This window comes from Polaribacter aquimarinus, from assembly GCF_003129485.1.
GTDB classification, from domain to species: domain Bacteria; phylum Bacteroidota; class Bacteroidia; order Flavobacteriales; family Flavobacteriaceae; genus Polaribacter; species Polaribacter aquimarinus.
In genome coordinates this window covers 129,463-154,344 of sequence record NZ_QFFG01000007.1, presented here as the reverse complement: position 1 = coordinate 154,344, position 24,882 = coordinate 129,463, and the positions used below count along the sequence as shown (strand labels likewise).

General features: G+C 29.5%; 32 protein-coding genes and 1 tRNA gene. 11 read left to right on the top strand and 22 right to left on the bottom strand.

What is annotated here, in order from left to right:
- Positions 1–40: 40 nt before the first annotated feature.
- Complete coding sequence (locus DIS07_RS14640) at positions 41–2,224, bottom strand: glutamine synthetase III family protein (RefSeq protein ID WP_109406011.1); 2,184 nt, start codon at positions 2,222–2,224, stop codon at positions 41–43.
- A gap of 165 nt (positions 2,225–2,389) precedes the next feature.
- Between DIS07_RS14640 and DIS07_RS14635 the strand changes: the two genes are divergently transcribed.
- The gene (locus DIS07_RS14635) at positions 2,390–3,412 is read left to right on the top strand and encodes a glutamine synthetase beta-grasp domain-containing protein (RefSeq protein ID WP_109406037.1); all 1,023 of its coding nucleotides are present in this window, start codon (positions 2,390–2,392) and stop codon (positions 3,410–3,412) included.
- 74 nt (positions 3,413–3,486) lie between these two features.
- Here DIS07_RS14635 and DIS07_RS14630 read toward each other — a convergent pair whose 3' ends face one another.
- Entirely contained in the window at positions 3,487–4,419 is a 933-nt protein-coding gene (locus DIS07_RS14630) for a calcium/sodium antiporter (protein ID WP_109406036.1), read from the bottom strand.
- 538 nt (positions 4,420–4,957) lie between these two features.
- On the opposite strand from DIS07_RS14630, the gene DIS07_RS14625 reads away from it, so the two are divergent.
- From DIS07_RS14625 to DIS07_RS14615, 3 genes are all read left to right on the top strand, one after another.
- Positions 4,958–5,110, top strand: coding sequence for an SsrA-binding protein (locus DIS07_RS14625; RefSeq protein ID WP_181374616.1), 153 nt, complete (start codon positions 4,958–4,960; stop codon positions 5,108–5,110).
- 11 nt (positions 5,111–5,121) lie between these two features.
- Complete coding sequence (locus DIS07_RS14620; protein WP_109406010.1) at positions 5,122–5,352, top strand: putative signal transducing protein; 231 nt, start codon at positions 5,122–5,124, stop codon at positions 5,350–5,352.
- A 57-nt stretch (positions 5,353–5,409) separates the two neighbouring features.
- Positions 5,410–5,483, top strand: a tRNA-Arg gene (locus DIS07_RS14615).
- 121 nt (positions 5,484–5,604) lie between these two features.
- On the opposite strand, the gene DIS07_RS15000 is transcribed toward DIS07_RS14615, so the two are convergent.
- The 6 genes from DIS07_RS15000 to DIS07_RS14590 form a co-directional block, all read right to left on the bottom strand.
- Positions 5,605–5,793, bottom strand: a complete 189-nt coding sequence (locus DIS07_RS15000) for a PID-CTERM protein-sorting domain-containing protein (RefSeq protein ID WP_146190742.1) — start codon at positions 5,791–5,793, stop codon at positions 5,605–5,607.
- Positions 5,794–5,894: 101 nt separating this feature from the next.
- A complete protein-coding gene (locus tag DIS07_RS14610; RefSeq protein ID WP_109406009.1) occupies positions 5,895–6,167 on the bottom strand; it encodes a hypothetical protein in 273 nt (90 codons plus the stop codon).
- 2 nt (positions 6,168–6,169) lie between these two features.
- Complete coding sequence (locus DIS07_RS14605; protein ID WP_109406008.1) at positions 6,170–6,445, bottom strand: ATP-dependent Clp protease adaptor ClpS; 276 nt, start codon at positions 6,443–6,445, stop codon at positions 6,170–6,172.
- Between the two features lie 24 nt (positions 6,446–6,469).
- On the bottom strand, positions 6,470–7,306 hold the full coding sequence (gene prmA, locus DIS07_RS14600; protein ID WP_109406007.1) for a 50S ribosomal protein L11 methyltransferase: 837 nt from the start codon (positions 7,304–7,306) through the stop codon (positions 6,470–6,472).
- An 80-nt stretch (positions 7,307–7,386) separates the two neighbouring features.
- Complete coding sequence (gene tpiA, locus DIS07_RS14595; RefSeq protein WP_109406006.1) at positions 7,387–8,145, bottom strand: triose-phosphate isomerase; 759 nt, start codon at positions 8,143–8,145, stop codon at positions 7,387–7,389.
- 115 nt (positions 8,146–8,260) lie between these two features.
- Positions 8,261–8,758: a TlpA family protein disulfide reductase gene (locus DIS07_RS14590; RefSeq protein WP_109406005.1), complete on the bottom strand. Its 498-nt coding sequence runs from the start codon at positions 8,756–8,758 to the stop codon at positions 8,261–8,263.
- A 103-nt stretch (positions 8,759–8,861) separates the two neighbouring features.
- Here DIS07_RS14590 and pyrF point away from each other — a divergent pair, with 103 nt between their 5' ends.
- A complete protein-coding gene (pyrF, locus tag DIS07_RS14585; RefSeq protein WP_109406004.1) occupies positions 8,862–9,683 on the top strand; it encodes an orotidine-5'-phosphate decarboxylase in 822 nt (273 codons plus the stop codon).
- Here pyrF and DIS07_RS14580 read toward each other — a convergent pair.
- The 4 genes from DIS07_RS14580 to DIS07_RS14570 form a co-directional block, all read right to left on the bottom strand.
- A complete protein-coding gene (locus DIS07_RS14580; protein WP_109406003.1) occupies positions 9,666–9,863 on the bottom strand; it encodes a Lacal_2735 family protein in 198 nt (65 codons plus the stop codon). The genes pyrF and DIS07_RS14580 overlap by 18 nt on opposite strands.
- A 117-nt stretch (positions 9,864–9,980) precedes the next feature.
- A complete protein-coding gene (locus tag DIS07_RS14575; RefSeq protein ID WP_109406002.1) occupies positions 9,981–10,691 on the bottom strand; it encodes a DUF4197 domain-containing protein in 711 nt (236 codons plus the stop codon).
- A gap of 50 nt (positions 10,692–10,741) precedes the next feature.
- A complete protein-coding gene (locus DIS07_RS15120) occupies positions 10,742–10,906 on the bottom strand; it encodes a DUF5522 domain-containing protein (RefSeq protein WP_181374615.1) in 165 nt (54 codons plus the stop codon).
- Positions 10,907–10,966: 60 nt separating this feature from the next.
- A complete protein-coding gene (locus tag DIS07_RS14570) occupies positions 10,967–11,506 on the bottom strand; it encodes a DUF4136 domain-containing protein (protein WP_109406001.1) in 540 nt (179 codons plus the stop codon).
- 167 nt (positions 11,507–11,673) lie between these two features.
- On the opposite strand from DIS07_RS14570, the gene DIS07_RS14565 reads away from it, so the two are divergent.
- Complete coding sequence (locus DIS07_RS14565; protein WP_109406000.1) at positions 11,674–15,105, top strand: methylmalonyl-CoA mutase family protein; 3,432 nt, start codon at positions 11,674–11,676, stop codon at positions 15,103–15,105.
- A gap of 55 nt (positions 15,106–15,160) precedes the next feature.
- Here the strand turns inward: DIS07_RS14565 and DIS07_RS14560 are convergent, their stop codons facing one another.
- Genes DIS07_RS14560 through DIS07_RS14520 form a run of 9 tightly spaced genes read right to left on the bottom strand, consistent with a single transcriptional unit; the run spans position 15,161 to position 19,505 of the window.
- Complete coding sequence (locus tag DIS07_RS14560; RefSeq protein ID WP_109405999.1) at positions 15,161–15,799, bottom strand: hypothetical protein; 639 nt, start codon at positions 15,797–15,799, stop codon at positions 15,161–15,163.
- Between the two features lie 11 nt (positions 15,800–15,810).
- Positions 15,811–16,704 carry a TIGR01777 family oxidoreductase gene (locus DIS07_RS14555; protein ID WP_235869155.1) on the bottom strand — a complete coding sequence of 298 codons (894 nt, stop codon included), beginning with the start codon at positions 16,702–16,704 and terminating at the stop codon, positions 15,811–15,813.
- Entirely contained in the window at positions 16,704–17,084 is a 381-nt protein-coding gene (locus DIS07_RS14550) for a hypothetical protein (protein ID WP_109405997.1), read from the bottom strand. Before DIS07_RS14550 ends, DIS07_RS14555 begins: the two co-directional genes overlap by 1 nt.
- 22 nt (positions 17,085–17,106) lie before the next feature.
- Positions 17,107–17,598 carry a pyridoxamine 5'-phosphate oxidase gene (locus tag DIS07_RS14545; RefSeq protein ID WP_109405996.1) on the bottom strand — a complete coding sequence of 164 codons (492 nt, stop codon included), beginning with the start codon at positions 17,596–17,598 and terminating at the stop codon, positions 17,107–17,109.
- On the bottom strand, positions 17,561–17,944 hold the full coding sequence (locus DIS07_RS14540) for a hypothetical protein (protein WP_109405995.1): 384 nt from the start codon (positions 17,942–17,944) through the stop codon (positions 17,561–17,563). The genes DIS07_RS14545 and DIS07_RS14540 overlap by 38 nt, the downstream gene beginning before the upstream one ends.
- Positions 17,941–18,318 (bottom strand): hypothetical protein, encoded by a 378-nt coding sequence (locus DIS07_RS14535; protein ID WP_146190741.1) that lies wholly within the window; start codon positions 18,316–18,318, stop codon positions 17,941–17,943. The genes DIS07_RS14540 and DIS07_RS14535 overlap by 4 nt, the downstream gene beginning before the upstream one ends.
- A gap of 56 nt (positions 18,319–18,374) precedes the next feature.
- Positions 18,375–18,878, bottom strand: a complete 504-nt coding sequence (locus DIS07_RS14530; RefSeq protein WP_109405993.1) for a GbsR/MarR family transcriptional regulator — start codon at positions 18,876–18,878, stop codon at positions 18,375–18,377.
- Between the two features lie 56 nt (positions 18,879–18,934).
- Positions 18,935–19,285 carry a RebB family R body protein gene (locus DIS07_RS14525; protein ID WP_109405992.1) on the bottom strand — a complete coding sequence of 117 codons (351 nt, stop codon included), beginning with the start codon at positions 19,283–19,285 and terminating at the stop codon, positions 18,935–18,937.
- Entirely contained in the window at positions 19,269–19,505 is a 237-nt protein-coding gene (locus tag DIS07_RS14520; RefSeq protein ID WP_109405991.1) for a RebB family R body protein, read from the bottom strand. Before DIS07_RS14520 ends, DIS07_RS14525 begins: the two co-directional genes overlap by 17 nt.
- 383 nt (positions 19,506–19,888) lie before the next feature.
- On the opposite strand from DIS07_RS14520, the gene DIS07_RS14515 reads away from it, so the two are divergent.
- Entirely contained in the window at positions 19,889–20,428 is a 540-nt protein-coding gene (locus tag DIS07_RS14515; protein ID WP_109405990.1) for a sigma-70 family RNA polymerase sigma factor, read from the top strand.
- 56 nt (positions 20,429–20,484) lie between these two features.
- Here DIS07_RS14515 and DIS07_RS14510 read toward each other — a convergent pair whose 3' ends face one another.
- Positions 20,485–21,165, bottom strand: a complete 681-nt coding sequence (locus tag DIS07_RS14510) for a hypothetical protein (protein ID WP_109406034.1) — start codon at positions 21,163–21,165, stop codon at positions 20,485–20,487.
- A 144-nt stretch (positions 21,166–21,309) separates the two neighbouring features.
- On the opposite strand from DIS07_RS14510, the gene DIS07_RS14505 reads away from it, so the two are divergent.
- The 4 genes from DIS07_RS14505 (at position 21,310) to DIS07_RS14490 (ending at position 24,881) form a co-directional block, all read left to right on the top strand.
- Positions 21,310–22,530 carry a sulfite oxidase gene (locus tag DIS07_RS14505; protein WP_109405989.1) on the top strand — a complete coding sequence of 407 codons (1,221 nt, stop codon included), beginning with the start codon at positions 21,310–21,312 and terminating at the stop codon, positions 22,528–22,530.
- Complete coding sequence (locus DIS07_RS14500; RefSeq protein WP_109405988.1) at positions 22,530–23,006, top strand: monoheme cytochrome C; 477 nt, start codon at positions 22,530–22,532, stop codon at positions 23,004–23,006. The genes DIS07_RS14505 and DIS07_RS14500 overlap by 1 nt, the downstream gene beginning before the upstream one ends.
- Positions 23,007–23,019: 13 nt before the next feature.
- Positions 23,020–23,895 (top strand): sterol desaturase family protein, encoded by an 876-nt coding sequence (locus tag DIS07_RS14495; protein ID WP_109405987.1) that lies wholly within the window; start codon positions 23,020–23,022, stop codon positions 23,893–23,895.
- A 101-nt stretch (positions 23,896–23,996) separates the two neighbouring features.
- A complete protein-coding gene (locus DIS07_RS14490; protein WP_109405986.1) occupies positions 23,997–24,881 on the top strand; it encodes a dienelactone hydrolase family protein in 885 nt (294 codons plus the stop codon).
- Position 24,882 lies beyond the last annotated feature (1 nt).

Genomic DNA, 24,882 nt, shown 5'->3' with positions numbered 1-24,882 from the left:
CAAAAAAAATCCTACTGTAAAGTAGTATGTTTTTTAAATATTACTTGGTAAACAATAACTCTCTATATTTAGTAAGTGGCCATAAATTATCATCAACCATAGTTTCTAACTGATCACAATGAAATCTTATTTCTTTAAAAAATGGTTTTACTTTATTAGAATAATTTTCGGCAAGTTTTAAACCTATACTTCTATTTGATTGTATTTTAGCTTCCTCCATTTTAATAACCAAAGCATTGATTTGGGTGATATGATTGGAAATAGTCATAATCAATTCTATTTGTTCTTTAGCAATATTCTTATAGTCTCCACCAAAAATTTCTTTTAAGTTTTTAGTGTTTTCTAGCAATGTATTCTGATAGTTAATTGCAGTTGGCACTATATGATTTCTTGCTATATCTCCTAAAACACGAGCTTCTATTTGCACCTTTTTTGTATAAGCGGCTAAATCAATTTCATAACGAGCTTCGATTTCTATTTTACTCATTACTTCCATTTCTTCAAATAGATCTATTGTGTCTTTTGAAACTTTAACCTTTAGTGCTTCTGGAGTTGCTTTATTATTACTTAATCCGCGTTTTTTTGCTTCTTTTTCCCAAGCTTCTCCATAACTGTCCCCATCAAAACGCACAGCCTTAGAGTCTTTTATATATTCTCTTAAAATATTAAAAACAGCTTCATCTTTTTTTAATCCTTTTTTATCAATTAAAGCATCTACTTCTATTTTAAATTCTTTTAATTGTTTGGCAACGATGGTGTTTAAAACTGTCATTGGTATCGCACAATTGGTTGATGAACCCACTGCCCTAAACTCAAACTTATTTCCTGTAAATGCAAAAGGTGATGTTCTATTTCTATCAGTATTATCTAATAAAATCTCAGGTATTTTACCAATGATATTTAACTTTAAATCTGTTTTCTCTTGAGGAGATAACTTCCCCTTTGTTACATTTTCTAGTTCATCTAAAACAGCAGAAAGCTGACTACCAATAAAAACTGAAATAATTGCTGGTGGAGCTTCATTTGCTCCTAATCTATGCTCGTTTGTAGCAGATGCAATTGATGCTCTTAATAATTCTTCGTACTTATAAACTGCTTTTATAGTATTCACAAAAAAGGTTAAAAACTGTAAGTTTTTCATAGGTGTTTTACCTGGACTTAACAAATTGGTTCCATTATCTGATGTTAATGACCAGTTGTTATGTTTCCCAGAACCATTAACTCCAATAAATGGTTTTTCATGAAAAAGCACTTTAAATTTATGTCTTCTAGAAACTTTTTGCATTACATCCATTAATAAAGAATTGTGGTCTACTGCTAAATTAGCTTCTTCAAAAATCGGAGCAACTTCAAATTGATTGGGTGCAACTTCATTATGTCTTGTTTTCACAGGGATACCCAACAGCATGCATTCTTGCTCTAAATCTTGCATAAAACTCATCGCTCTAGACGGAATGGTACCAAAATAATGATCATCTAGTTGTTGCCCTTTTGCCGGCGTATGACCCAATAAAGTTCTGCCTGTTAATTGAATATCTGGTCTAGAAAGCGCCAAAGCATCATCAATTAAAAAAAACTCTTGTTCCCAACCCAAAGTAGCACTTACTTTACTGGCGTTTTTATCAAAATACTTGCAAACTGCTGTTGCATGGGTATCCATAGCTTGTAAAGCTCTTAACAATGGGGTTTTATTATCTAAAGCTTCTCCTGTGTAAGCAACAAAAATAGTAGGAATACATAAAGTTGTTTCATAAATAAAGGCAGGCGAAGTAGGATCCCAAGCTGTATATCCTCTTGCTTCAAAGGTATTTCTAATCCCTCCATGAGGAAAACTTGAAGCATCTGGTTCTTGTTGAACCAATTGCTCTCCATCAAATTTTTCCATTGCCAAACTACCATTAATAGACTCAAAAAAAGCATCATGTTTTTCTGCTGTTGCACCTGTAAGTGGTTGAAACCAATGTGTATAGTGAGTAGCTCCTTTTGCCATTGCCCAATCTTTCATACTCACAGCAACTTGGTCAGCAATTTTTCTATCAATTTTTGTTCCGTGCTCAATTGCATTCATTACACTTTCATAAGCAGAACGTGTAAGATACTGTTGCATAGCATGTTTATTAAAGACATTTTGCCCAAAAAGTGTTGATCTTTTCTCGTTCTGAACAACTTTTAGAGGACTTCTATGAAGCGTTTCTTGCAAAGCATTGAATCTAATCCTTGACATATTATTAATATTTACAACTTATTTTTAATTTTACACAAATATACCCTTTCAAAATTAGGGATAAAATTATTTTTTATTGATTTTAAATATTTTACCCCTCATTTTTTTGATATGAAGGTAAAATATTTGATTTTTGTAGCAGAAACATCACATAAACAATTTATTATGGCAAAAATTAAATTAGAATACATTTGGTTAGATGGATATTTTCCAACTCAGAATATGAGAAGTAAAACCAAAGTTGAAGAGCATGAAAATTTTCAAGGAACTTTAGAAGAATTAGATAACTGGTCTTTTGATGGTTCATCAACAAGACAAGCTGAAGGAGGTTCTTCTGACTGTTTATTAAAACCTGTAGCAATCTATCCAGATCCTGCAAGAAGAAATGGTTATTTAGTAATGACTGAAGTTTTAAATGCTGATGGTACTCCGCACGTTTCTAACGGAAGAGCTACTATTGATGACAATGATAATGATTTCTGGTTTGGTTTTGAGCAAGAGTACTTTATCATGGATACTAAAACTCAATTACCTTTAGGTTTTCCTGTAGGTGGTTATCCTGCTCCACAAGGTATGTACTACTGTTCTGTAGGTGGTAAAAACACTCACGGTAGAGATTTAGTTGAAGAGCATGCTGACTTATGTATTGATGCTGGATTAAACTTTGAAGGAATTAACCAAGAGGTTGCTTCTGGACAATGGGAATTCCAATTATTTGCTAAAGGAGCTAAAAAAGCTGGTGATGAGATTTGGATTGCTCGTTATTTATTAGACAGATTAACAGAAAAATACGGATACTACATTGATTACCACCCAAAACCATTAGGTAAAGATATGGACTGGAATGGTTCTGGTATGCACGCAAACTTCTCTAATACTACTTTAAGAACTTGTGGTTCTGAAGAAATTTACGGAAAAATTTGTGAAGCTTTTAGACCTGTAGTAGATGAGCATATTGCTGTTTACGGAGAGTTTAACGACCAACGTTTAACTGGTTTACACGAAACTGCTGCTATTACTGATTTCTCTTGGGGAGTTTCTGATAGAGGTGCTTCAATCCGTATTCCAATTATTGCAGTTGAGAAAGGTTGGAAAGGTTGGTTAGAAGACAGAAGACCTGCTTCTAATGGTGACCCATACAAAATCGCTGGTAGAATTATTAAGACTGTAAAGTCTGCAAAAATTTAATCAGAAAAATTGACATATTAAAAAGGTTCGCATTTTGCGAACCTTTTTTTATTACAACAAATTTAAATTTTTATTTATATGGTTACATATATAAAAACTAAATATCCCGTTAGTAAGATTAAACCTTCTCTCCACCCTAATTGAAGTTTCTTTGGAAAAAACACTAAAGGAAATATTAAAAAGGAAATTCCTAGCATCCAAAAAATATCATCCGTTAAAAGACCTTGGTCTGTGACTGCAACTGGAGTGATCATAGAAGTAATTCCTAAAACAGCTAAAATATTAAACACATTAGATCCTATAAGATTCCCTAAAGAAATTGCTTTTTCTTTCTTTAATACCGCTATTATTGATGCTGCTAGTTCTGGTATACTTGTTCCAATTGAAACTACTGTTACACCAATTACTCGCTCACTTACCCCAAACTCTTGCGCTAAAGAAGTCGCACCTTTAATCAACAACTCCGAACCACTCCACAACCCTAAACCTCCAATAAATAAAAATAAAACTATTTTATATAACGGTAAGGGTTCATCATCTTCTGGCAATTCATCTACAACGGCAGTTTTTTGAAAACGTAAAAGGTAAATTAGAAAAACAACTAAAAAAGAAAATAAAATAATTCCTTCAGTTTGATTAATAATATTGTCTCCATTTAAAAAAAGAAATAATAGTACAGAAGCTATCATCATTACTGGCCAATCGATTTTATAAAAACTTTTTTGAACATTCATAGTGCCCAATAATAATGTGATTCCTAAAACCAAACCTAGATTTGCAATGTTAGAGCCAATTACATTTCCCAATGCTAAATCTGAAGAACCGCTTAAAGCAGCATTTATACTTACTATTAATTCTGGTGCTGATGTTGCAAAAGACACCACAGTCATTCCAATAATTATTTTAGGAATATCTAACTTTAATGATAAAGCAACTGCCGATTTTAGCAACCAATTACCACCTAAAATCAACAATATTAGACCACCAACTATTAATAAAAAATTCATCAATTTTAATTTTTGACGAAGATACATTTTTATCACTTTAGAGTAAAAGAAAAAATAGAAAGCCCCAAAAAGAGGCTTTTAAAAATGATATTTCCTTTAGTTATAAAAAGCTTTATTTTCAAGCCCTTTACAATCTAACACTTTTCAAAACAAAAAACCATAATTATTACATTATGTAACTAATATAAAGAAAATATAATTACATATTAAAACTAAAATAGCATTTTGACTTTCAAAAGTTAAATCAAATAGATTAATAGTTAAATAATTATTTGGTACTACTATTTCAATCATTATATATTGAGAAAACAATTTCGAAATTGACTAAAATTACTAACTCAAAAAACACACTATTATGATTATTATCTTACTTGACTCAATTAAAACATTATCTGATATTATATTACAAATCCTATTCTAGTTTATAGGTTAAATATTCTTATTGTTAAAGAAAAAGTAACTTGGTTAACAAACAACTCTTTCTTGTCAAAGATTGAGTTGTTTATTTTCAGTAAATTTGATTTATAATATATTTCAAATGAAAAAACAAGTTTTCAAGACACTTGCTAAAATTAATAAATTGATCTTACCTTCTTTTACTAAAAAAGAATTGGATATTTCTAAAGCATCAAAAGTCCAATTAGCAATAATTGGTTGGAGAGCTTATGTTACTTTAAATTCATTAGATTAAAACTAAATATTATGGCTACAGAACACATTAAAATATTTTCAGGATCCTCTATTATAGTTAGAGGATTACAAAATTTATTAGACGATAATAAAATCCACTATATAATTAAAGATAATTTTGAATCTGCAAGATTAGCTGGTTTTGGAGAACAAATGAATGCTGTTGAAGTTCATATTTTAAGTTCTGACAAACAAAAAGCTGAACCTATAGTTGAAAAATATAGAAAGGAAATAAATTCATAAAAAATGAAATTTGCCTTTCTAATTTCAAAAAATGCTATTATATTTGCAGCCGCTTAAGGCCATGTGGCGCAACTGAATAGCGCACTTGATTACGGCTCAAGAGGTTGCAGGTTTGAATCCTGCCATGGTCACAAAAACTCATCTTTTAAGGTGAGTTTTTTTATTTATAATAGATAATAAAAACTTATTAAAATGAAAAAGACCTTGAATTTTATTCAAGGCCTTTTTGTCTAACCAAACTTAGTATAAAAACTAACTACTACTATCTTTAAGGATCTTTTTTGATCCGTATATTATTCCTACTAAAAACAACATTCCGGTAATACCATCTATTGGTAAACCAGGAGGTGGTGGAGGTGGCACGGGTGGAGGCACAACTTGTGAAAGCCCCATCAATGGAAACATAATTATTACCCCAATTATTATGATTCTTTTAAACACCTTAATTATTATATATTTATATGACTCATTTTTTATCTCTAAGTCACTACAAATAAATAAAAAAAGTAAGATTTTTTTTATGGTTTTCGATGAATGGTCGCTTAATGAAGGTATTGCTTAATCATTAGTCGGTGTTCGGGAATACTCTTATCGTAGTTTTCTACTAGTAATTCAAGTATTTCTGGTGGTTTAGTTCCAATATCTTTTATATGATGATATCTGGAAACATATAAGTTATAGGCATTTTCGTTTTTTTCAAAAATTAAAAAATGAGTATCGTTTAATTCTGAAAAACTAATCTCGTTATCTGAAAAGGTGTGAGATTTATCAACAATAAAATCAGAAAATTCGTAATATTTAAAAATGTTTTCCATCTTTAAACCAATTCTGCAGATAAACCTAATTGTAATAATTTAGAACATCTAGGTTCTAAATCTTTATACTCACCGGATTTTACGGTACACTTTCCTTTATAATGCACTAATATTGTACATTGTTCTGCTTGCTCTAAAGTATGATCGCAAACATTAATTAAAGATTCAATTACAAAGTCGAAAGTATTAACTTCATCATTGTGTAAAACAATTTCGTGCTGATGTGTTTCTTGTTCTAGAACGTCAACTTCTTCCTGAATTTTTTCTTTTGTACTCATATCTGCAAAAATAACGAATATTTTTTACTCTTTATTGTATTTTAACGCCACCCAATTGTTACGCTCTATATATTTTTCGAGCTTTAATCCATATTTAGAGACTTCTGTATCTATAACAGGAATATCTTCTTGATAAAATCCACTTAACAGTAGAACACCTTTTTCATTTAAACAATTAGTATAAACCTTCATATCCATTAATAAAATATTTCTGTTGATGTTGGCAATAATCACATCGTATTTTTTATTGATTAAGAGTGATGAATCTCCTTCATAAACTGAAATATGCTTACAGTTATTTCTTTCAACATTTTCTATAGAATTTTCATAACACCAATTATCAATATCAATGGCATCTGTTGGATTTGCTCCTTTCATTTCTGCAAAAATTGCTAAAATTCCAGTTCCACATCCCATATCTAATACTTTCTTATTTTCTAAATTTAATTGTAATAAATGTTGCACCATCATATGAGTAGTTTCGTGATGCCCTGTACCAAAACTCATTTTTGGTTCTATAACAATATCATATTTTAAATTTGGGTTTTCGTGAAATGGTGCACGAATACTTACCAAATCATCCACTTTAATAGGTGCAAAATTCTTTTCCCATTCTGCATTCCAATTGGTTTGTGCTACTTCCATTTGATTGTATTCTATAGAAAACTCATCAGAATTTATTACATAAATATCCTCTAAAATAGCTTCGCTCCAATCTTCTTTTTGAATATAAGCAGTAACTCCGTTTTCAGTTTCTACAAAACTTTCAAAACCAACATTACCTAATTCCGCGATTAGAATTTCTGTAGTTGGTTCTTTTGGGGATACTGTAAAATTGTATTCTATATATATATTATCCATAATTGTAAATCAAAAAAAAATGCATCAAGATTTAAAAAATCTGGATGCAAATTTATTGTAAATATTTTTAAGTCCTTCTCTTAAATAGCTTTAATAATTGCAGTAAAATCTTCTACTTTTAAAGCTGCTCCACCAATTAAACCACCATCTACATCTGGTTTAGAAAAAATCTCTTCTGCATTTGCTGGTTTTACACTTCCTCCATATAAAATTGATACTCCATCAGCTACTTCTTTATTATACTGCTTTTCTATAATATTTCTAATAAAAGCGTGCATTTCTTGAGCCTGTTCTGGACTTGCAGTTTCTCCTGTACCTATTGCCCAAACTGGTTCGTATGCTAAAATGATGCTTTTCCAAGCATCAGCTTCTAAATGAAATAATGCATTTTTTAATTGACTCTCTACTACTGCAAAATGATTATCAGACTTTCTATCTTCTAACAATTCACCAAAACAAAAAATAGTTTCTAATTTATTTTCTAAAATAGCATCAACTTTAGCAGCTAATGTTTCATCAGTTTCATTAAAGTAAGTTCTTCTTTCTGAATGCCCTAAAATAACCGTTTCTATTCCGATTGCTTTTAACATATTTGCAGAAATTTCTCCAGTGTAAGCACCGTTTTTAGCCTGATGCATATTTTGTGCAACAACTTCAATTTTAGATTTTTTAGCCGCTTTTACTGAAGATGATAAGTTTACAAATGTTGGCGCAACAATAACACGAGTGTTTTTTAATTTCTCTTTTTTTATCGATTTTTTTAAATCTTTAATTAATTGTTTGCTCTCTTTCTTATCATTATTCATTTTCCAGTTTCCTGCAACTACTTTAGTTCTCATAATTTTATTTTTTTTACCTTAAAAACAAGGTCGATTTCTAATTTATTTGATGATGTAAATTTAAGAAATGGAATAACAAAAAACAGAAAGAAAAACAAATAGTTACTAAAACGTTTTATATAGCTTTTTTCAAAGCTTGTATTATCTCATCATCAGAAGCGTCGGTTGCTTTAAATAGAGCTATTTTTCCGAACTCATCAATAACCATATATCTAGGAATCCAGCCTAAACCAATAAAATCTACCAAAGCACCATCTTTCATTCCTTTTGGTAAATTATAATGTTCTCCAGTAATTTTATAACGCTGTATTCCTCTTTTCCAAGAGTTTTTCCTTGTATCTACTGATAAAAATAAAAAAGTAATTTTTGGAAATTCTTTCTGCAATTTCTTAACTTCTGACAACCCTTCTATACAATCTCTACACCAAGAAGCCCAAAAATCTATTAAAATTTTATTTCCCTTATGTTTATTTAATATTTCTTGAAAAGTTGATGAAGACTCGTCTAAACTATAAACCTTTTCATTTAAAGCTTCTGGTGTAAAGTTAGTTGGAGTTTCAAAACTACAACTCATAAAAACCAAGATAACTAAAATTGATATTTTTTTGAACATTAATTAATTTTTCATTTTTGTCTTCAAAATTATATATTACTTACAATTCTGATCTTTAAATCAAAACAAAAATACCTACTTTTGTAGAACTTATAATTATCTGATGACAACACAAGAATTAGTCGCTCAAATTAAGAAAAAGAAATCATTTTTATGCATTGGGCTAGATGTAGATTTAAATAAAATCCCACCTCATCTTTTAAAAGAAGAAGATCCAATTTTTGCGTTTAACAAAGCTATTATTGATGCGACGCACCACCTTTGTGTTGCTTATAAACCTAACACGGCTTTTTATGAAGCTTACGGTTTAAAAGGTTGGAAAGCTTTAGAAAAAACAATTCAATACTTAAACACAAACTATCCAGAAATCTTTACAATTTCGGATGCTAAACGTGGAGATATTGGCAACACTTCAACTATGTATGCAAAAGCTTTTTTTGAAGATTTAGCTTTTGACTCTGTTACCGTTGCGCCATATATGGGAAAAGACTCGATAGAACCTTTTCTTGCTTTTGAAAATAAACATACCATTATGTTAGCTTTAACTTCTAATGAAGGTGCATTTGATTTTCAAACAAAAAAAGTTGAAGAAAAGGAATTATATAAAGCAGTTTTAGAGACTTCTAAAAACTGGAAAAACTCTGAAAACTTAATGTATGTTGTGGGTGCTACAAAAGCGGAATATTTTGCTGAGATAAGAAAAATTGTACCTGATTCTTTTTTATTAGTTCCTGGTGTTGGCGCTCAAGGTGGAAACTTACAAGATGTTTGTAAATATGGTTTATCTGCTAATATTGGTTTATTAATTAACTCTTCTAGAGGAATTATTTACGCTTCAAAAGATGAAGATTTTACAGAAAAATCTAAATTAAAAGCTAAAGAATTACAAAAAGAAATGTCGAAAATTTTAAGCAGTCGTATTTAGTAAATCCCTATCCAAGTATTTTACTTGATTTATTTTTTCTAAAACTTTCATCGCTTTAAAAGCAGCAGTATCACTTTTAGATTCATCTTCAAAACGATAATCATTAGATTTTTCTAACAACCTAAAATACCTTTCTTCTAAGTGCTTTTTATAAGTTTGAAGCTGATTTATTCTTGACATTTATTTACTTTATTCTTTAAATATAAGGAATTTATCGAAACAACCTAAATCACTAAGCATAAAAAAACCTGTATTCTAGTAAAATACAGGTTCTATATACTTTGTAAATACTTTTGTTTATTTCTTATCTTGTAAAGCAAACACTTGTTTTAATAAAGCTGTATTTCTTAACCCTACTTTTTCTCTAATCCCTTTTTCCTCGACTTCTATCATCGTAAAAACCCCCTTTAAAGCTTGGTTTGTTACATATTGTGTTAAATCTGGATTTACTTTCTTTACAAAGGGAATAGAATTGTATTTAGAAATTAAATTATTCCAAACTTTATCTGCTCCAACTTTAGAGAACGAGTTCTGAATAACTGGACTAAAACTATTGTATAAAGCAGTATTTGTTTTTCCTTGTAAGTAAGACGTAGCTGCATTTTGATCACCTAATAAAATATTTTTAGCATCATTAAAAGTAATTTCTTTAACAGCATTTATAAAAATAGGTGTTGCTGTTTTTACAGCATCTTCAGCTGCTCTGTTTAAAACTTTAATACCCTCATCAGCTAAATTACCCAAACCTATTTTACGCAAACCTTTATCTACGGCTTGTAATTCTTGAGGCAACATAATTTTTACCAACTGATTTCTATAAAATCCGTCTTTAGAAGTTAATTTAGAAACTTGGTTTTTAATTCCATTATCTAATGCTTGACGTAATCCGTTACCAATTTGTTCTTGAGTTAAAGCACCGCCGTTAGGTAAATTATTAACTACTTTTTGTAATTCTGCACATCCTACTAATTGAATTGCAACCACTAAAACCAAAATTCTTTTTATCATCTTTTTATTATATCTATTATTAAGAAACCTATTTCTTTTAAAAGTCACTTCTATTTAAAAGTATCTGTTTTTTTATCATATCCGTATGGACAATGTTTACAACCACTTTTACAGCAATACCCTCTTTTAAGGTGATATTTTTCTGTAAAAACTCGGTAACCTTGTTCGTTAAAATAAAAATCTCCTTCTTCTAAAGATACTCTCTTGTTGTACATAATACAAAAATATTATTTTAATCCATAAAAAAAGCGTTCTCACGAACGCTTTTTAAAACTTTATTTTTCTTTTCCTGGAGGAAATCTTGATATAATTTCTTTCACAAACTCTTTTATTCGTGCTTCTTTTTTTTCCCTATTTTGTAGTCTTAGTGCTCCGGTTCCTACGCCTTGCCATACTAATTCCTTTTTCTCTTTATCAATAAAATCTATAAATAAAGTCCCCTCTGTAAATTGATTTACTTGAATATTATTGTTCATTCCCCACCAAGGATTCCAACCCCAACCAAAACCCCAACCTAAACCATTATTCTGATTAACATTTACTTTTTCTCTAGATTTTGTAAAAATACCAACTAAAATATCTGGGTTTTTAGATTTTGTAAATCCTTTTGCTATTAATTCTGATTCTATTGCTCTTAAAATTCGCTTTTTATCTAAATCTGAAATTTTAGCTTTATCTATTTCTGGTTTATAAAAAGCAAAAGTTTTATATTTTGAAAAATCTGCTTTAGTATCATAATCTGTAACAACTTTAACGGTTTGACAAGAATATGATACAATTAATAAAAATAGTAATAGTGCTTTTATATATTTCATAATAAATCAATTTAAAGTGCTTTAACAACAACAAATACTATGCCGTTAAACTTTAAAAATAATTAAGCAAGTAAAAACCTTACTAAAATTTTAAAAAAACTCATAGATTCGGCATATTTTTTAAGATTTTCGTAAATTGCAGACCTAAAATTAAACATTTATTACGAATGGAACAAATTACTCCTTATAAACCTAAACATAAAGTAAGAATTGTAACTGCTGCTTCTCTTTTTGATGGACATGATGCTGCCATTAATATAATGCGCAGAATCATACAATCTACTGGAGTTGAAGTAATTCATTTAGGACATGATAGGTCTGTAGAAGAAGTGGTTAACTGCGCCATTCAAGAAGATGTAAATGCCATTGCAATGACCTCTTATCAAGGAGGTCATAATGAGTATTTTAAATACATGTATGATTTATTACAAGAAAAAGGAGCTAGCCATATCAAGATTTTTGGTGGTGGAGGTGGTGTAATTCTTCCTGAAGAAATTAAAGATTTGATGGATTATGGAATTACACGTATTTATTCTCCTGATGATGGAAGAGAACTTGGATTACAAGGTATGATTAATGATTTGGTAGAAAAATCAGACTTTGCAATTGGAGATAATTTACAAGTAAATATTGATGATTTATCAAAAAAAGAAGCTGGTAAAATTGCACGCGTTATTTCCGCAGCAGAAAACTTCCCAGAAATTGCAAAAGCTACTTTAGATAAAATTCACACTAAAAACTCAACTTCAAAAACTCCTGTTCTAGGAATTACAGGAACAGGTGGTGCAGGAAAATCATCTTTGGTTGATGAATTGGTTCGTCGTTTTTTAATTGATTTTCCTAATAAAACTGTTGGGCTAATTTCTGTTGATCCTTCTAAAAGAAAAACTGGTGGTGCTTTGTTAGGTGATAGAATTCGGATGAATACCATAAATAACTCAAGAGTTTATATGCGCTCATTAGCAACTCGTCAATCGAATTTAGCATTGTCTAAATATGTAAATGAAGCTGTACAAGTTTTAAAAGCTGCTGAATTTGATTTAATCATTTTAGAAACTTCTGGAATTGGACAATCTGACACCGAAATTATTGAACATTCTGATACTTCATTATATGTAATGACTCCAGAATTTGGAGCAGCTACTCAGTTAGAAAAGATTGATATGTTAGATTTTGCTGATTTGGTTGCCATCAATAAATTTGATAAAAGAGGAGCATTAGATGCCATTCGTGATGTAAAAAAGCAATACATGCGTAACAACAATTTATGGGATATTCATATGGATGATATGCCCGTTTTTGGAACGATTGCTTCACAATTTAATGATCCAGGAATGAACTCGCTTTACAAAGCGATTATGGATAAATTGGTTGAAAAAACGAATGTTGATTTACAGTCTAATATGGAAATCACCAAAGAAATGTCTGAGAAGATATTTGTAATTCCACCTAAAAGAGTGCGTTATTTATCAGAGATTGCAGAGAGTAATAGAAGCTATGATGATAAAGTTGAAGAACAAGTTGTGGTTGCTCAAAAGCTGTTTGGAATTTTCAAAACAATAGAATCAATCACAAACTCATCAATTGATATTATTAAAACGGGGTTAAATGAAGATGAGATTCTCAAACAAGTTCAGAATGACGATACTGAATTCGTTAAGTTACTCTTTGCTCAGTTTGATAAAGTAAAACTCAACTTAGACCCATATAATTGGGAAATCATTTTAAACTGGCAAGAAAAGGTACTGAAATATAAAAATCCTATTTATACATTTAAAGTACGTGATAAAGAAATCAAAATCGAAACACACTCTGAATCTTTATCACATTCTCGAATACCAAAGGTAGCTTTACCAAAATATCAAGCTTGGGGAGATTTATTAAAATGGAACTTACAAGAAAATGTTCCAGGAGAATTTCCTTATACTTCAGGCTTATATCCTTTTAAAAGGACAGGTGAAGACCCTACAAGAATGTTTGCAGGTGAAGGTGGACCAGAAAGAACCAATAGACGTTTTCACTATGTGAGTTTAGGTATGGATGCAAAACGTTTATCAACCGCTTTTGATTCTGTGACTTTATATGGAAATGATCCTGGACACAGACCAGATATTTACGGTAAAATAGGTAATGCTGGTGTTTCTATTTGTTGTTTAGATGATGCTAAAAAACTCTATTCTGGTTTTGATTTGAGTCATTATATGACATCAGTTTCTATGACCATTAATGGGCCTGCACCTATGTTGTTAGGTTTTTTTATGAATGCTGCCATTGATCAAAATTGTGAGAAATACATTAAAGAAAATAATCTTGAACATCTTGTAGAAGAAAAACTATCAGAAATCTATGATAAAAAAGGCTTGGAAAGACCTAAATATTATGGTGATTTACCTGAAGGAAATAATGGTTTAGGTTTACTTTTATTAGGAATTACTGGTGATTTGGTATTACCTTCTGAAGTTTATCAACAGATAAAAAAAGACACGTTAACGCAAGTTAGAGGAACTGTACAAGCAGATATTTTAAAGGAAGATCAAGCACAAAATACCTGTATTTTTTCTACTGAATTTGCATTAAGATTGATGGGTGATGTGCAAGAATATTTTATTGAAAAACAAGTGAGAAACTTTTATTCTGTTTCTATTTCTGGTTATCATATTGCCGAAGCTGGCGCAAATCCAATTACGCAATTGGCATTAACCTTGGCAAACGGATTTACTTACGTGGAATATTATTTATCACGTGGAATGGACATCAATAGATTTGGCCCAAACTTGTCGTTTTTCTTTTCAAATGGTATTGACCCAGAGTATGCAGTTATTGGTAGAGTTGCTCGTAAAATTTGGGCAAAAGCAATGAAATTAAAATACGGAGCAAATCCAAGAGCGCAAATGTTAAAGTATCATATTCAAACTTCTGGACGCTCTTTACACGCCCAAGAAATTGACTTTAATGATATTAGAACAACACTACAAGCTTTATATGCTATCTATGATAATTGTAATTCTTTGCACACCAACGCTTATGATGAAGCCATAACGACTCCAACAGAAGAATCTGTAAGAAGAGCTATGGCAATTCAGTTAATTATAAATAAGGAATTAGGTTTAACAAAAAATGAAAATCCAATTCAAGGTTCGTTTATTATTGAAGAACTAACAGATTTGGTTGAGGAAGCTGTTTTAGAAGAATTTGATAGAATTACAGAAAGAGGTGGTGTTTTAGGAGCCATGGAAACCATGTATCAACGCTCAAAAATTCAAGAAGAAAGTTTGTATTATGAAACTTTAAAACACACAGGGGAATTCCCAATTATTGGTGTCAATACTTTTTTAAGTTCTAAAGGTTCACCTACTGTTTTACCTGCGGAAGTAATACGTGCTACTGAAGAAGAAAAACTAAATCAGATTAAAACAAAAGAAAGCCTTAATGAGGCAAATGAAGAAAATGTTACTCAACAATTAGCAATACTTCAAGAAGCTGCCATTCAAAATGAAAACTTATTTGAAAAATTGATGGAAGCAACCAAAGTTTGTTCTTTAGGACAAATTACAGAAGCTTTGTTTAAAGTTGGTGGACAGTATCGTAGGAATATGTAAATAAAACATTAATTAAACATAAAATCCACACTAATTGTGCGGATTTTATGTTTAATTAATATTTCTTATAACTAATTTTCCCTGACTTTAAATAATTAATAATATGTAAAATAGATCTTTCTTTTGCTTTATGAAGAGTTTTTGTAAAATTAAATAAGAAAACAGAATCTTCACCTATGGCAACAAAATCTAAAATTTCTCTATTTGTCTTAGCATCATAAACCTCTACTTTTACATTGATTATACAGTACTCTACAGATGTTGTCGTATTCATTCCTCCAACTCCATTCATATTCATTCCTGCAGAATGATTCCACTCAATTCTATTTGCTATTTCAAAATTTGAAAAATGAATAACATAATCTACTTTTTCTTTATTAACTGAAGTATAGGTGGTATTTAGAGAATCTACATAAACTTTAGAAAAAACTTGACTTGCATGCAATTTTTCTGAAAAAACATCGAGGTAGTTCATTGAAAAATCTTTTTTCTCAGGGAAATTTTTCTGAAATGTTTTTTTAAATTCATTTACCCTAACGTCATCTGATGCAAAAATTAAAACTTTCTTTGTTTTTGGGTCATCAATTTCTTCTTTTTTAGAAATATGTGCTACATAATTCTTTGAAACCTTACAGGAAGTAAAACTAAAAACTAGTACAAATAGTGTTAAAAACAAATAAACTTTTCTTTTCATATATTTTAAAATTAGAATACAAAACTACTAAAATTGTTTGTGGTAAAATTGAAACCTTTTTCTAATAATTTCTCTGGATAAACTTTTCTACTTTTTAAAATTAATTCTGATTCAGTTCCTATAAAAATTGCTCCTAAATTTAACACAAATTTTGGGGTAGGAATTCCCAAAAAGCATCTTAACTTTTCTCTTACTATTTTTTGAAATTCTTTATTTCTTATCGGATTCGGAACGCAAAGGTTATAAATTCCTGATTCTTGATTAATTAAAAATTCGATAGCTTTCACATAATCTTTCTCAGTAATAAAACTTATAAATTGCTTCCCTGAACCTTGTTTCCCTCCAAAACCAAATTTTGATAATCTTTTAATTATAGGCAATGCGCCTCCGTTATTGCCCAAAACAATTGATGTTCTTGTTATTATTTTATTAGTTCTTGGCAAAGGGTATGCATTAAAAACGGTTTCCCATTTCTTACAAACATCCATAGAAAAATCAGCTCCAATTTCTCCATTTTTTTCAGTCATAAATTTATCTTCTGAAGATCTATAAATTGTTGCTGATGAGGTTTGAATAAATACTCTTGGTGGAAACTCTAGTTGTTGAACAATTTTGCAGAGTAGAGTTGTACTTTCAATTCTACTACTGTAAATTTTAGCTTTGTTACTAATTGTATATCTACAATTTACAGATTTACCTACTAAATTAATCAAAACATCTGTCCCTTCTAAAAAAGCTAACCAGTAACCTTCTGTTTTTCCATCCCATTTTAAATAAGAAACATTACCCCTATTTACATTTTGTTTCCTACTTAAAATATAGATTTGATTTTTTTGATCTCTTTTAAAGTGGCTGGTAAGCAACTTACCTAAATATCCAGTTCCACCAGCAATTACTATTTTCATTATACTTTTTCTTTATTAATTCTCAAATTATTTTCTTTGCTAGCTTTTCTTCCTTTTAAAAAAAATATGATAAAAAGAATCATTACAATTCCTAAATAAATTGAAAAACCACCAATTTTTGCGCTTAACGTTTCAACCAAATCCTTATATCCTGTCAAGCTATAAATTGATATAATTCTCAGAGCAAAACCAATATTTAAAAGGTAAAATCCGATTTTAAAAAGTTTATTTGTTGCCATAGCAATTTCTACTTTTTGATTAAAAATATCTAACATAAAAATTTTACTATTCTTAAATAAATGCTGAGAAACAAATGTGGTTAATCCAATAGCAATTGGCAAGTAAATGATATAAGCGATTAATTCTAGTGAAGTGTTCATAATTATTGGTTTTAATATTAATTTATAGTTCCTTAGTCATTACGCCTAAGTTAATTTTCTCTGCTTTTGTGAATTTTATTTCTCTTACCATACTCATATCTTGCCATAAATACTTACTGCCTTTTAATCTTTTAGTTTGTCTAATTCTTCTTTGAAAAGCTCTATATTCTTTATCTGTGGCATCTCTTTTAACTCCTAATTCTCCATATAATTTTACAGCTGGATATTCAGGAAATTTCATTTTAAATAATGATTTTAACCAAAATAACGTACCACTGTTCACTGCTAAAACACAGATGTCTTTATTCGTTTCGTAATTTATATTTAGCTTTGTTGCAAACTTCTCAAAATAAAATCCTGTTTGATTATCATTCAGAAACAAAGAACCAATTGGAGTCACAGTTGGCTGATTATCTTTATTAACAGAAGCAATTGAAACGTGCATATTTGCTCCAAAAGATTTGCTAAAATGCATTTTAATTTTTTGCCAGTTTTGTTCTATGTTGATTTTCATTTTTATTATTATTATAATGTTTATAAATTAAATACACTGCGTATATATTAATAAAGTGAAGTGATGCAATGATTAATAAAATATAACTTAATCTGTTACAGATTTCCAAAATCACTTCAATAGAAGTATTTATTTCTCTCATAGAATGCAAGCTCCAGATTGCCAAACCTATGTTTAACAAATAATAAGCAGTTCTTAGTAACTTATTGATTCCATTACCAAAACTTACATCTTTGGAAAAATAATTTAATATATACACTTTGCCATTTTTGTAACACCAGTTTCCAACAAGAACTACAATTAAAGTTGACAATAAAATGTACAGTATGTATGTGATTTGATTCATAATTCTTTTTTTATTGATTCAAGAATATATGTCCAAAAAAAAGATAGAAATACTGGAGTTGTCCAGATAATTATCCTAATTAAATCTATTCTATCAAAAAGTTCATAAACGCCTATTAATAAGTAACTATAGACGAAATAGACAATTACTAAACAACCATAAATTACTAAATAACCTCTATTTATTTTTTTTACTTTTCTATAATACATAGTTGTTAAAAGGAATGAAAAAAATTGAAAAGGACCAATTAAAAGTGCTATCAATGCAGAGTAATAGAAAAAGCCAAAATCAATTACCCCTAACATTAAAGTGATTATAAAAGGAATCATTAAAACCCTATTAATCCATGTCATTGTTAAGATGTTTGTTGTCATAACTTATAACATTTAAAACTTTCAGAAATATTTGAAAGTTTGTGTTCAAATTTTTTTTACTTTTTCATTATTTTGGTAAAATTAGATAATAACCAATGTTCATCAGCTTTTATAACGTTTTCTAATAAACCGTTCACTTTTGTAGTTACAGAAGATAAATCACTTAAAACTTTTTTAAACTCTTCTCCTTCATCAGTAACATCATCAACTTGCTGCAAATCTTCTAATACTTTTAAAACTGGTTCAATTTCTCTTTTTTTACGTTCTTTAGTTATTTGCTTAAACAACTCCCAAATGTCTTTATCAGCCACAAAAAACTCTTTACGCTCCCCTACTACAAATTCTTTTTGAACAATTCCCCAATCAATTAAAGCGCGAACATTCATATTTACATTTCCACGAGAAATTTGTAAAGCATCCATAATGTCTTCTGCTGATAAGGGTTTTGTAGATACTAATAACAATGCGTGTACTTGTGCCATTGTTTTATTAATACCCCAAGAAGTAGCTAAACTTCCCCAAGTTTGAATGTATTTATGTTTTGCCTCATCTAATTTCATAAGACAAATATACAATAATTTTCTAAACTTTCAATAATTATTGAAAAATAAATAAATTAAGCCTGTTTATTATTTTGGGGACTCTTTATTTCATCAATCATTTGTTTTAAATCTTTTAATGAATTTGTTAAATTGTTTTCCTTAACAACCTCGTTCATCAACTGAATAGCTTCTTGCGGACTAGAATTTAACATAGATTTTGCTGCTGCTGTAGTAACAGCATTTTGCAAAGTATACAATTGTTGTTGTTGATTTACAATATTCATCATAGCAACTCCAACTGCTTGTGCTGTCAATTGATTAGAAATTGAGTCCAAACTAAAGTCACTATCTCCAAGAAAAGCATTTACTTGTTTTATAGCGTCAATAATTTGAGCATTTACTTTACTATTACTTGTTTCCTCCATCTTTAGAATTTAAAATTGTTGTTACACATTGAGTAGTTACTGCCTGAGAAAGTATACTTGCCTGTTGTTGCTGAGTTACTGCATTCTCCATTAAAATACCTATAGAATGTGCTAAAGATTGATATACATTACCCATAGCCATTGCTGGTGCTTCACCAACAACTTTTACATTAGATTGAGTTACTGCATCTGTTATTTGAGAATTTACTTGATCTGCCATTTTGTGAAATTTTATATTATTATTTAAATTTAGTTAATCAATGTCATTCTATTTTAATACAAATGAAAAATCAGGTGTTTATCCCCATAAAAACGGATAATTATACTTTGTCTAATTTCAAAAAAACAAAAATTCACATCTCAAAATGCATCTTTTTTAATAACTTTAAGTCTATTCTATGAATATAAAAACAAACAAAATGAAAAATTATAAAAATCAATGTTCATGTACTTGTGTAGAATGTAAAAATGGTAATTGCAAAAATTGTACTTGTGAAAACTGTACATGTTCATCATGTAATTGTTAACTAATATTTTAAGTGCAGTCTAAAGGTTTCGTATTTTTTTGACTTTGCTAGAAATACATCTTAGAATTTTATTCTTATGACAACTAAACAAGTCTGGACAAAATATTCAGAAGATTTAAAACGATTTATCATCAGCAAAGTAAAAAATAGTACTGTTGCTGATGATATTTTGCAGGATACATTTATCAAAATTCACACAAAATTACACACATTAAATGATATAAATAAGCTAAAGTCTTGGTGTTTTACCATTGCTAGAAATTCAATTTTAGATTATTGGAAATCTACAAATCAAACTTTTGAAATTGCAAATTTTGAGAAAGAAACTGAAATTACTGAAACAATGCATACAGAAAAAGATTGTTTACGAGGCATTTTAAAAAGTCTTCCTAAAAAATATAGAGACCCTTTATTTTTATCAGACATAAAAGGATTAAAACAACAAGAAGTAGCTAATCAATTAAAACAAAGTTTACCCACAACTAAATCGCAAATACAACGTGCAAGAAAATTAATTGCTCAAGGTTTTATGGATTGCTGTGGTTTTGTATTAAATAATAAAGGAAATTTAGTAGGTGAAATACAAGATAAAAAAGATTGTAAAGTTTGTAATTAAAAATAAAAAAAGAGAAAAGATTTGATTTATCTTTTCTCTTTTATAGATCTTTAAATTTACTCTTTAACCTGTGGCAAATGTATTCCTTGTTTTAATAAAGTAAAACCCATTAGCATTAACCATATAACTTTTACATGAAAAATGGGTTTATAAACTTCATAATTATCAGGTATCAATAAAATAGTTAACATAGCTAACAAACCTAATAAAACAGTAATCCAACCTAACCAAACGCCTACCATCTTCCATTTAACAAAAGCAAACCCTAATAAAACAAGTCCAACTCCAGAAAATATTCTTCCGAACCTTATAAAACAAGTTACATATTGATTGGTAGACAAAATACTATCCATAAAAATAGTTATTTCAGCTGCATTCATTCCAGCAGTTTTACCAACTCCCCAAGCTCCAAAATTGTAATAAAATGCATTTGCAATTGCTAAAGTAAAAGTACCAACAACAACCATTCCTATACCAGGATAAACAACTACATTATAAGGTTTACCAGAAGTTAAAGAAAGTAAAGAAAACATTGATATTCCCATAGTAACCCAACCAAATATATGTATACGATACATCCATATCCAGTACCAAACATTTTCTCCAACTTTAGCAAAATCTGATGCTACAATATACTCTCCTATTTGATGAGGAGACAGAAACCAACCCACCCATAGTAATATTGCTGCTAAAACAAATGCTACTCCTGTAAAATTTGTTTCAAAATTTTTTTCCATTATTCTCATAATTTTATATTGATTTTTAGTAATTACGCAATATATAAGTACTTTTAATTTTTATATGTAACTTTTGTTACACTGCAAAAGACATAGCAGATGTATATTGGACAACTATTTAATTCATTTAAACTTTTATAACCATTGGAAAGAAGATTATTTATAAAAAAAACTGTCTTAAGTTCTTTTACTGCATTAATTGGTACTGAAATTGTTTTTGGTTCGAATATTGAAAAAGGGTACACACCTATTGCTCTTCAAAATGTAGATCCTTTTAAACTTTTCAATAAGAACAAAGAAATGATAGTTTTAAATGATAAACCTTGGAATATTGAATCTCAAGCTCATTTACTAGATGATGATGTTACTCCTAACTCTAGTATGTTTATCAGAAATAATGGAAGAACTCCAGAAAAAATGAATCCTAAAGATTGGGTTTTAACTATTGATGGAGAGTCTGCAAAAAGAAAAAAAACATATACATTAAATGATTTAAAAACTAAATTTAAAAAACACTCATACCAACTAACACTAGAATGTGGAGGAAATGGAAGAAGTGAGTTTGACCCTCCTGCAAAAGGAAATCAATGGACAATAGGGGCTGTTCATTGTGCTTCTTGGACTGGTGTAAGATTAAAAGATATTTTAGAAGACGTAGGTATAAATAATGATGCCGTTTATATTGGTTATCATTCTTTTGATACACATTTAAGTGGAGATCCTAGCAAAGAACCCATATCTAGAGGTTGCCCAATTTCTAAAGCTTTACAAGACGAAACACTTTTAGCATTTGAAATGAATGGAAAAGAAATACCTTTAATTCACGGTTATCCCGTACGTTTAGTTGCAGGCGGATGGCCTGCATCTGTTTCTGGTAAATGGATAAATAGAATTAGCATTAGAGATAAAGTACATGATGGCACTAAAATGATGGGTACAGCATATAGAGTTCCTAAAAATCCAGTTGCTCCCGGTGAAAAAGTAAAAGATGAAAACATGTGTATTATAGAATCTATGCCTGTAAAATCTTTAATCACTTATCCAAAATCTGGTGCTACAATAAAAAAAGAAAGAAAGTTAAATATAAGAGGTCATGCTTGGGCTGGAGAACTAGAGGTTAGTAAAATGGAATATTCCATTGATTTTGGTGCTACCTGGAAAACTTGTACCCTTAAAAAACCTATAAACCGTTTAGCTTGGCAACGTTTTTCTGCTTCAATAATTTTTCCTAAAAATGGATATTATGAAGTTTGGGCAAAAGCAAGTGATAGAAACGGAGTTTCACAACCAATGCTATTACCTGGATGGAATCCTAAAGGGTATTTAAATAATGCTTGTCATAGAATTGCAGTAAAAGTTATATAATGAGTAAGGATACTGAATTTGACATAAAAATTAAAAAAGCTGAAAAAACAGCTTATATAGCTCTGTTTTTTTCTTTTTTAGCTTCTATTTTACTTCTTTTAGTAATTTACAATCCAACTTTATCCATTTTTAATAATCAAAATTTAAATGAAACTCAAAAAATTGCTTCAGAAAATGACGATGAAGATAGAATTGAAAATGGTATTCATGTAAGAACTGGTTTAATTGATTCTGATGGTTTAATGACCGTTGTAAACAATTGCACAAATTGTCATTCTGCTAAGATAATAACCCAAAATAGAATGAATACCGAACGCTGGAATACAACTATTAAATGGATGCAAGAAACACAAAACCTTTGGGATTTAGGAGAAAATCAAAAAATTATAGTAAACTATCTTGTTAATAATTATCCTACAACATCAAAAGGAAGAAGAATAAATTTAAACAATATAGACTGGTATACTTTAAAATAATAAATTAAAAAAAATGGAAAAATATTTAGACGCTTTTATAAATACTTTTATTGGAACAGTAGATTGGACATGGAAATCTATCATTTTTGATGTGCCATGGTATACAAATTATTTTTGGGGGTTAACTGTTATTTCTCTTATTGTATGGGTATTAGAAATTGCATTTCCTTGGAGAAAAAATCAAGCTATTTTTAGAAAAGATTTTTGGTTAGATGCTTTTTATATGTTTTTTAATTTCTTCATTTTCTCAATAGTAATTAGTGGTTTTTATGAAGTTCTTGGATTGTTGTTTGGAGAGTTTAACATAACTGCAAAAAGTTTAGCTTTAATTAATATTTCTAATTGGGAGCCTTGGTTGCAATTGTTAGTGTTTTTTGTGATTCTAGATTTTGTACAATGGTTTACACATGTACTTTTACATAAATATGCCTTTTTATGGAGGTTCCATAAAGTACATCACAGCGTAAAAGAAATGGGGTTTGCGGCACATTTAAGATATCACTGGATGGAAAATGTTCTATACAAACCACTTAAAACTTTTGGTGTTATGTTAATTGGCGGTTTTGAACCAGAACAAGCTTATATAGTTCACTTCATTACCATAGCTATTGGTCATCTTAATCATGCAAATATTAAAATAACTTGGGGTATTTTTAAATACATTTTAAACAATCCTGTAATGCACTTATATCATCATGCATATGTTTTACCTAAAGGTAAATACGGAATGAATTATGGAATTAGTTTAAGTCTTTGGGATTATATTTTTAAAACCGATTACATTCCAGAAGATAGTGGTACTGTAGAAATAGGTTTTAAAGGTGATGATAAATTTCCAACAGATTTTTTACATCAAAACCTCTACGGTTTCAAAAAAAATGAAAAATAAATTAAAGGCTCATACAATTGTATGAGCCTTTAATTATATAATGAATCATCATTTTTAACTATATTAGTTGAAATAATTTTACTTATTAAAACTTACTTATTATGGCAATACTAAAAAAAGAAGACATCAGTCAAGAAGTATTTGATTTATATGATGACTACGCTCACAATAAATTAACTCGGAAAGAATTTTTAGAAAAGCTATCTTTATATGCAGTTGGTGCAATTACATTACCTGCATTATTAAGTTTTATTTCTCCAGATTATATAAACTCCATAATTATACCTGAAGAAGACCCAAGATTAGATTCTAAAATGATTACTTATAACTCACCAAAAGGTGGCAAAAAAATTGATGGATTACTTTCAATTCCTAAAGACAAAAAAGGCAAACTTCCCGGGGTAGTTGTAGTTCATGAAAATAGAGGTTTAAACCCATATATAAAAGATGTTGGAAGAAGAACTGCAATAGAAGGTTTTATAAGTTTAGCTCCAGATGCATTAACTCCATTAGGCGGATATCCTGGAAATGATGATGAAGGAAGAACCTTACAAAGAAAAAGGGATAGAATGGAAATGTTAGAAGATTTTATTGCAGCTTATAATTACCTTAAAAAACACAAAAAATGTAATGGAAATGTCGGTGTAGTTGGATTTTGTTTCGGTGGATGGATTTCTAATATGATGGCTGTTCAAGTTCCAGATTTAGGTGCTGCAGTTCCTTACTATGGTAGACAACCCAATGATGAACTTGCTGCAAAAGTAAAAGCTCCATTATTATTACAGTATGGAGAATTAGACAAAAGAGTAAATGCTGGTTGGCCTGCTTATGAAAAAATTTTAAAGGCTAATAACATACCACATACAGCCCATTTTTATCCAAATGCAAATCATGGTTTCCATAACAATACAACTCCTAGATATGATAAAGAAGCCGCAGATTTATCTTGGAAAAGAACCATTGATTTCTTTAATAAACATTTATAAG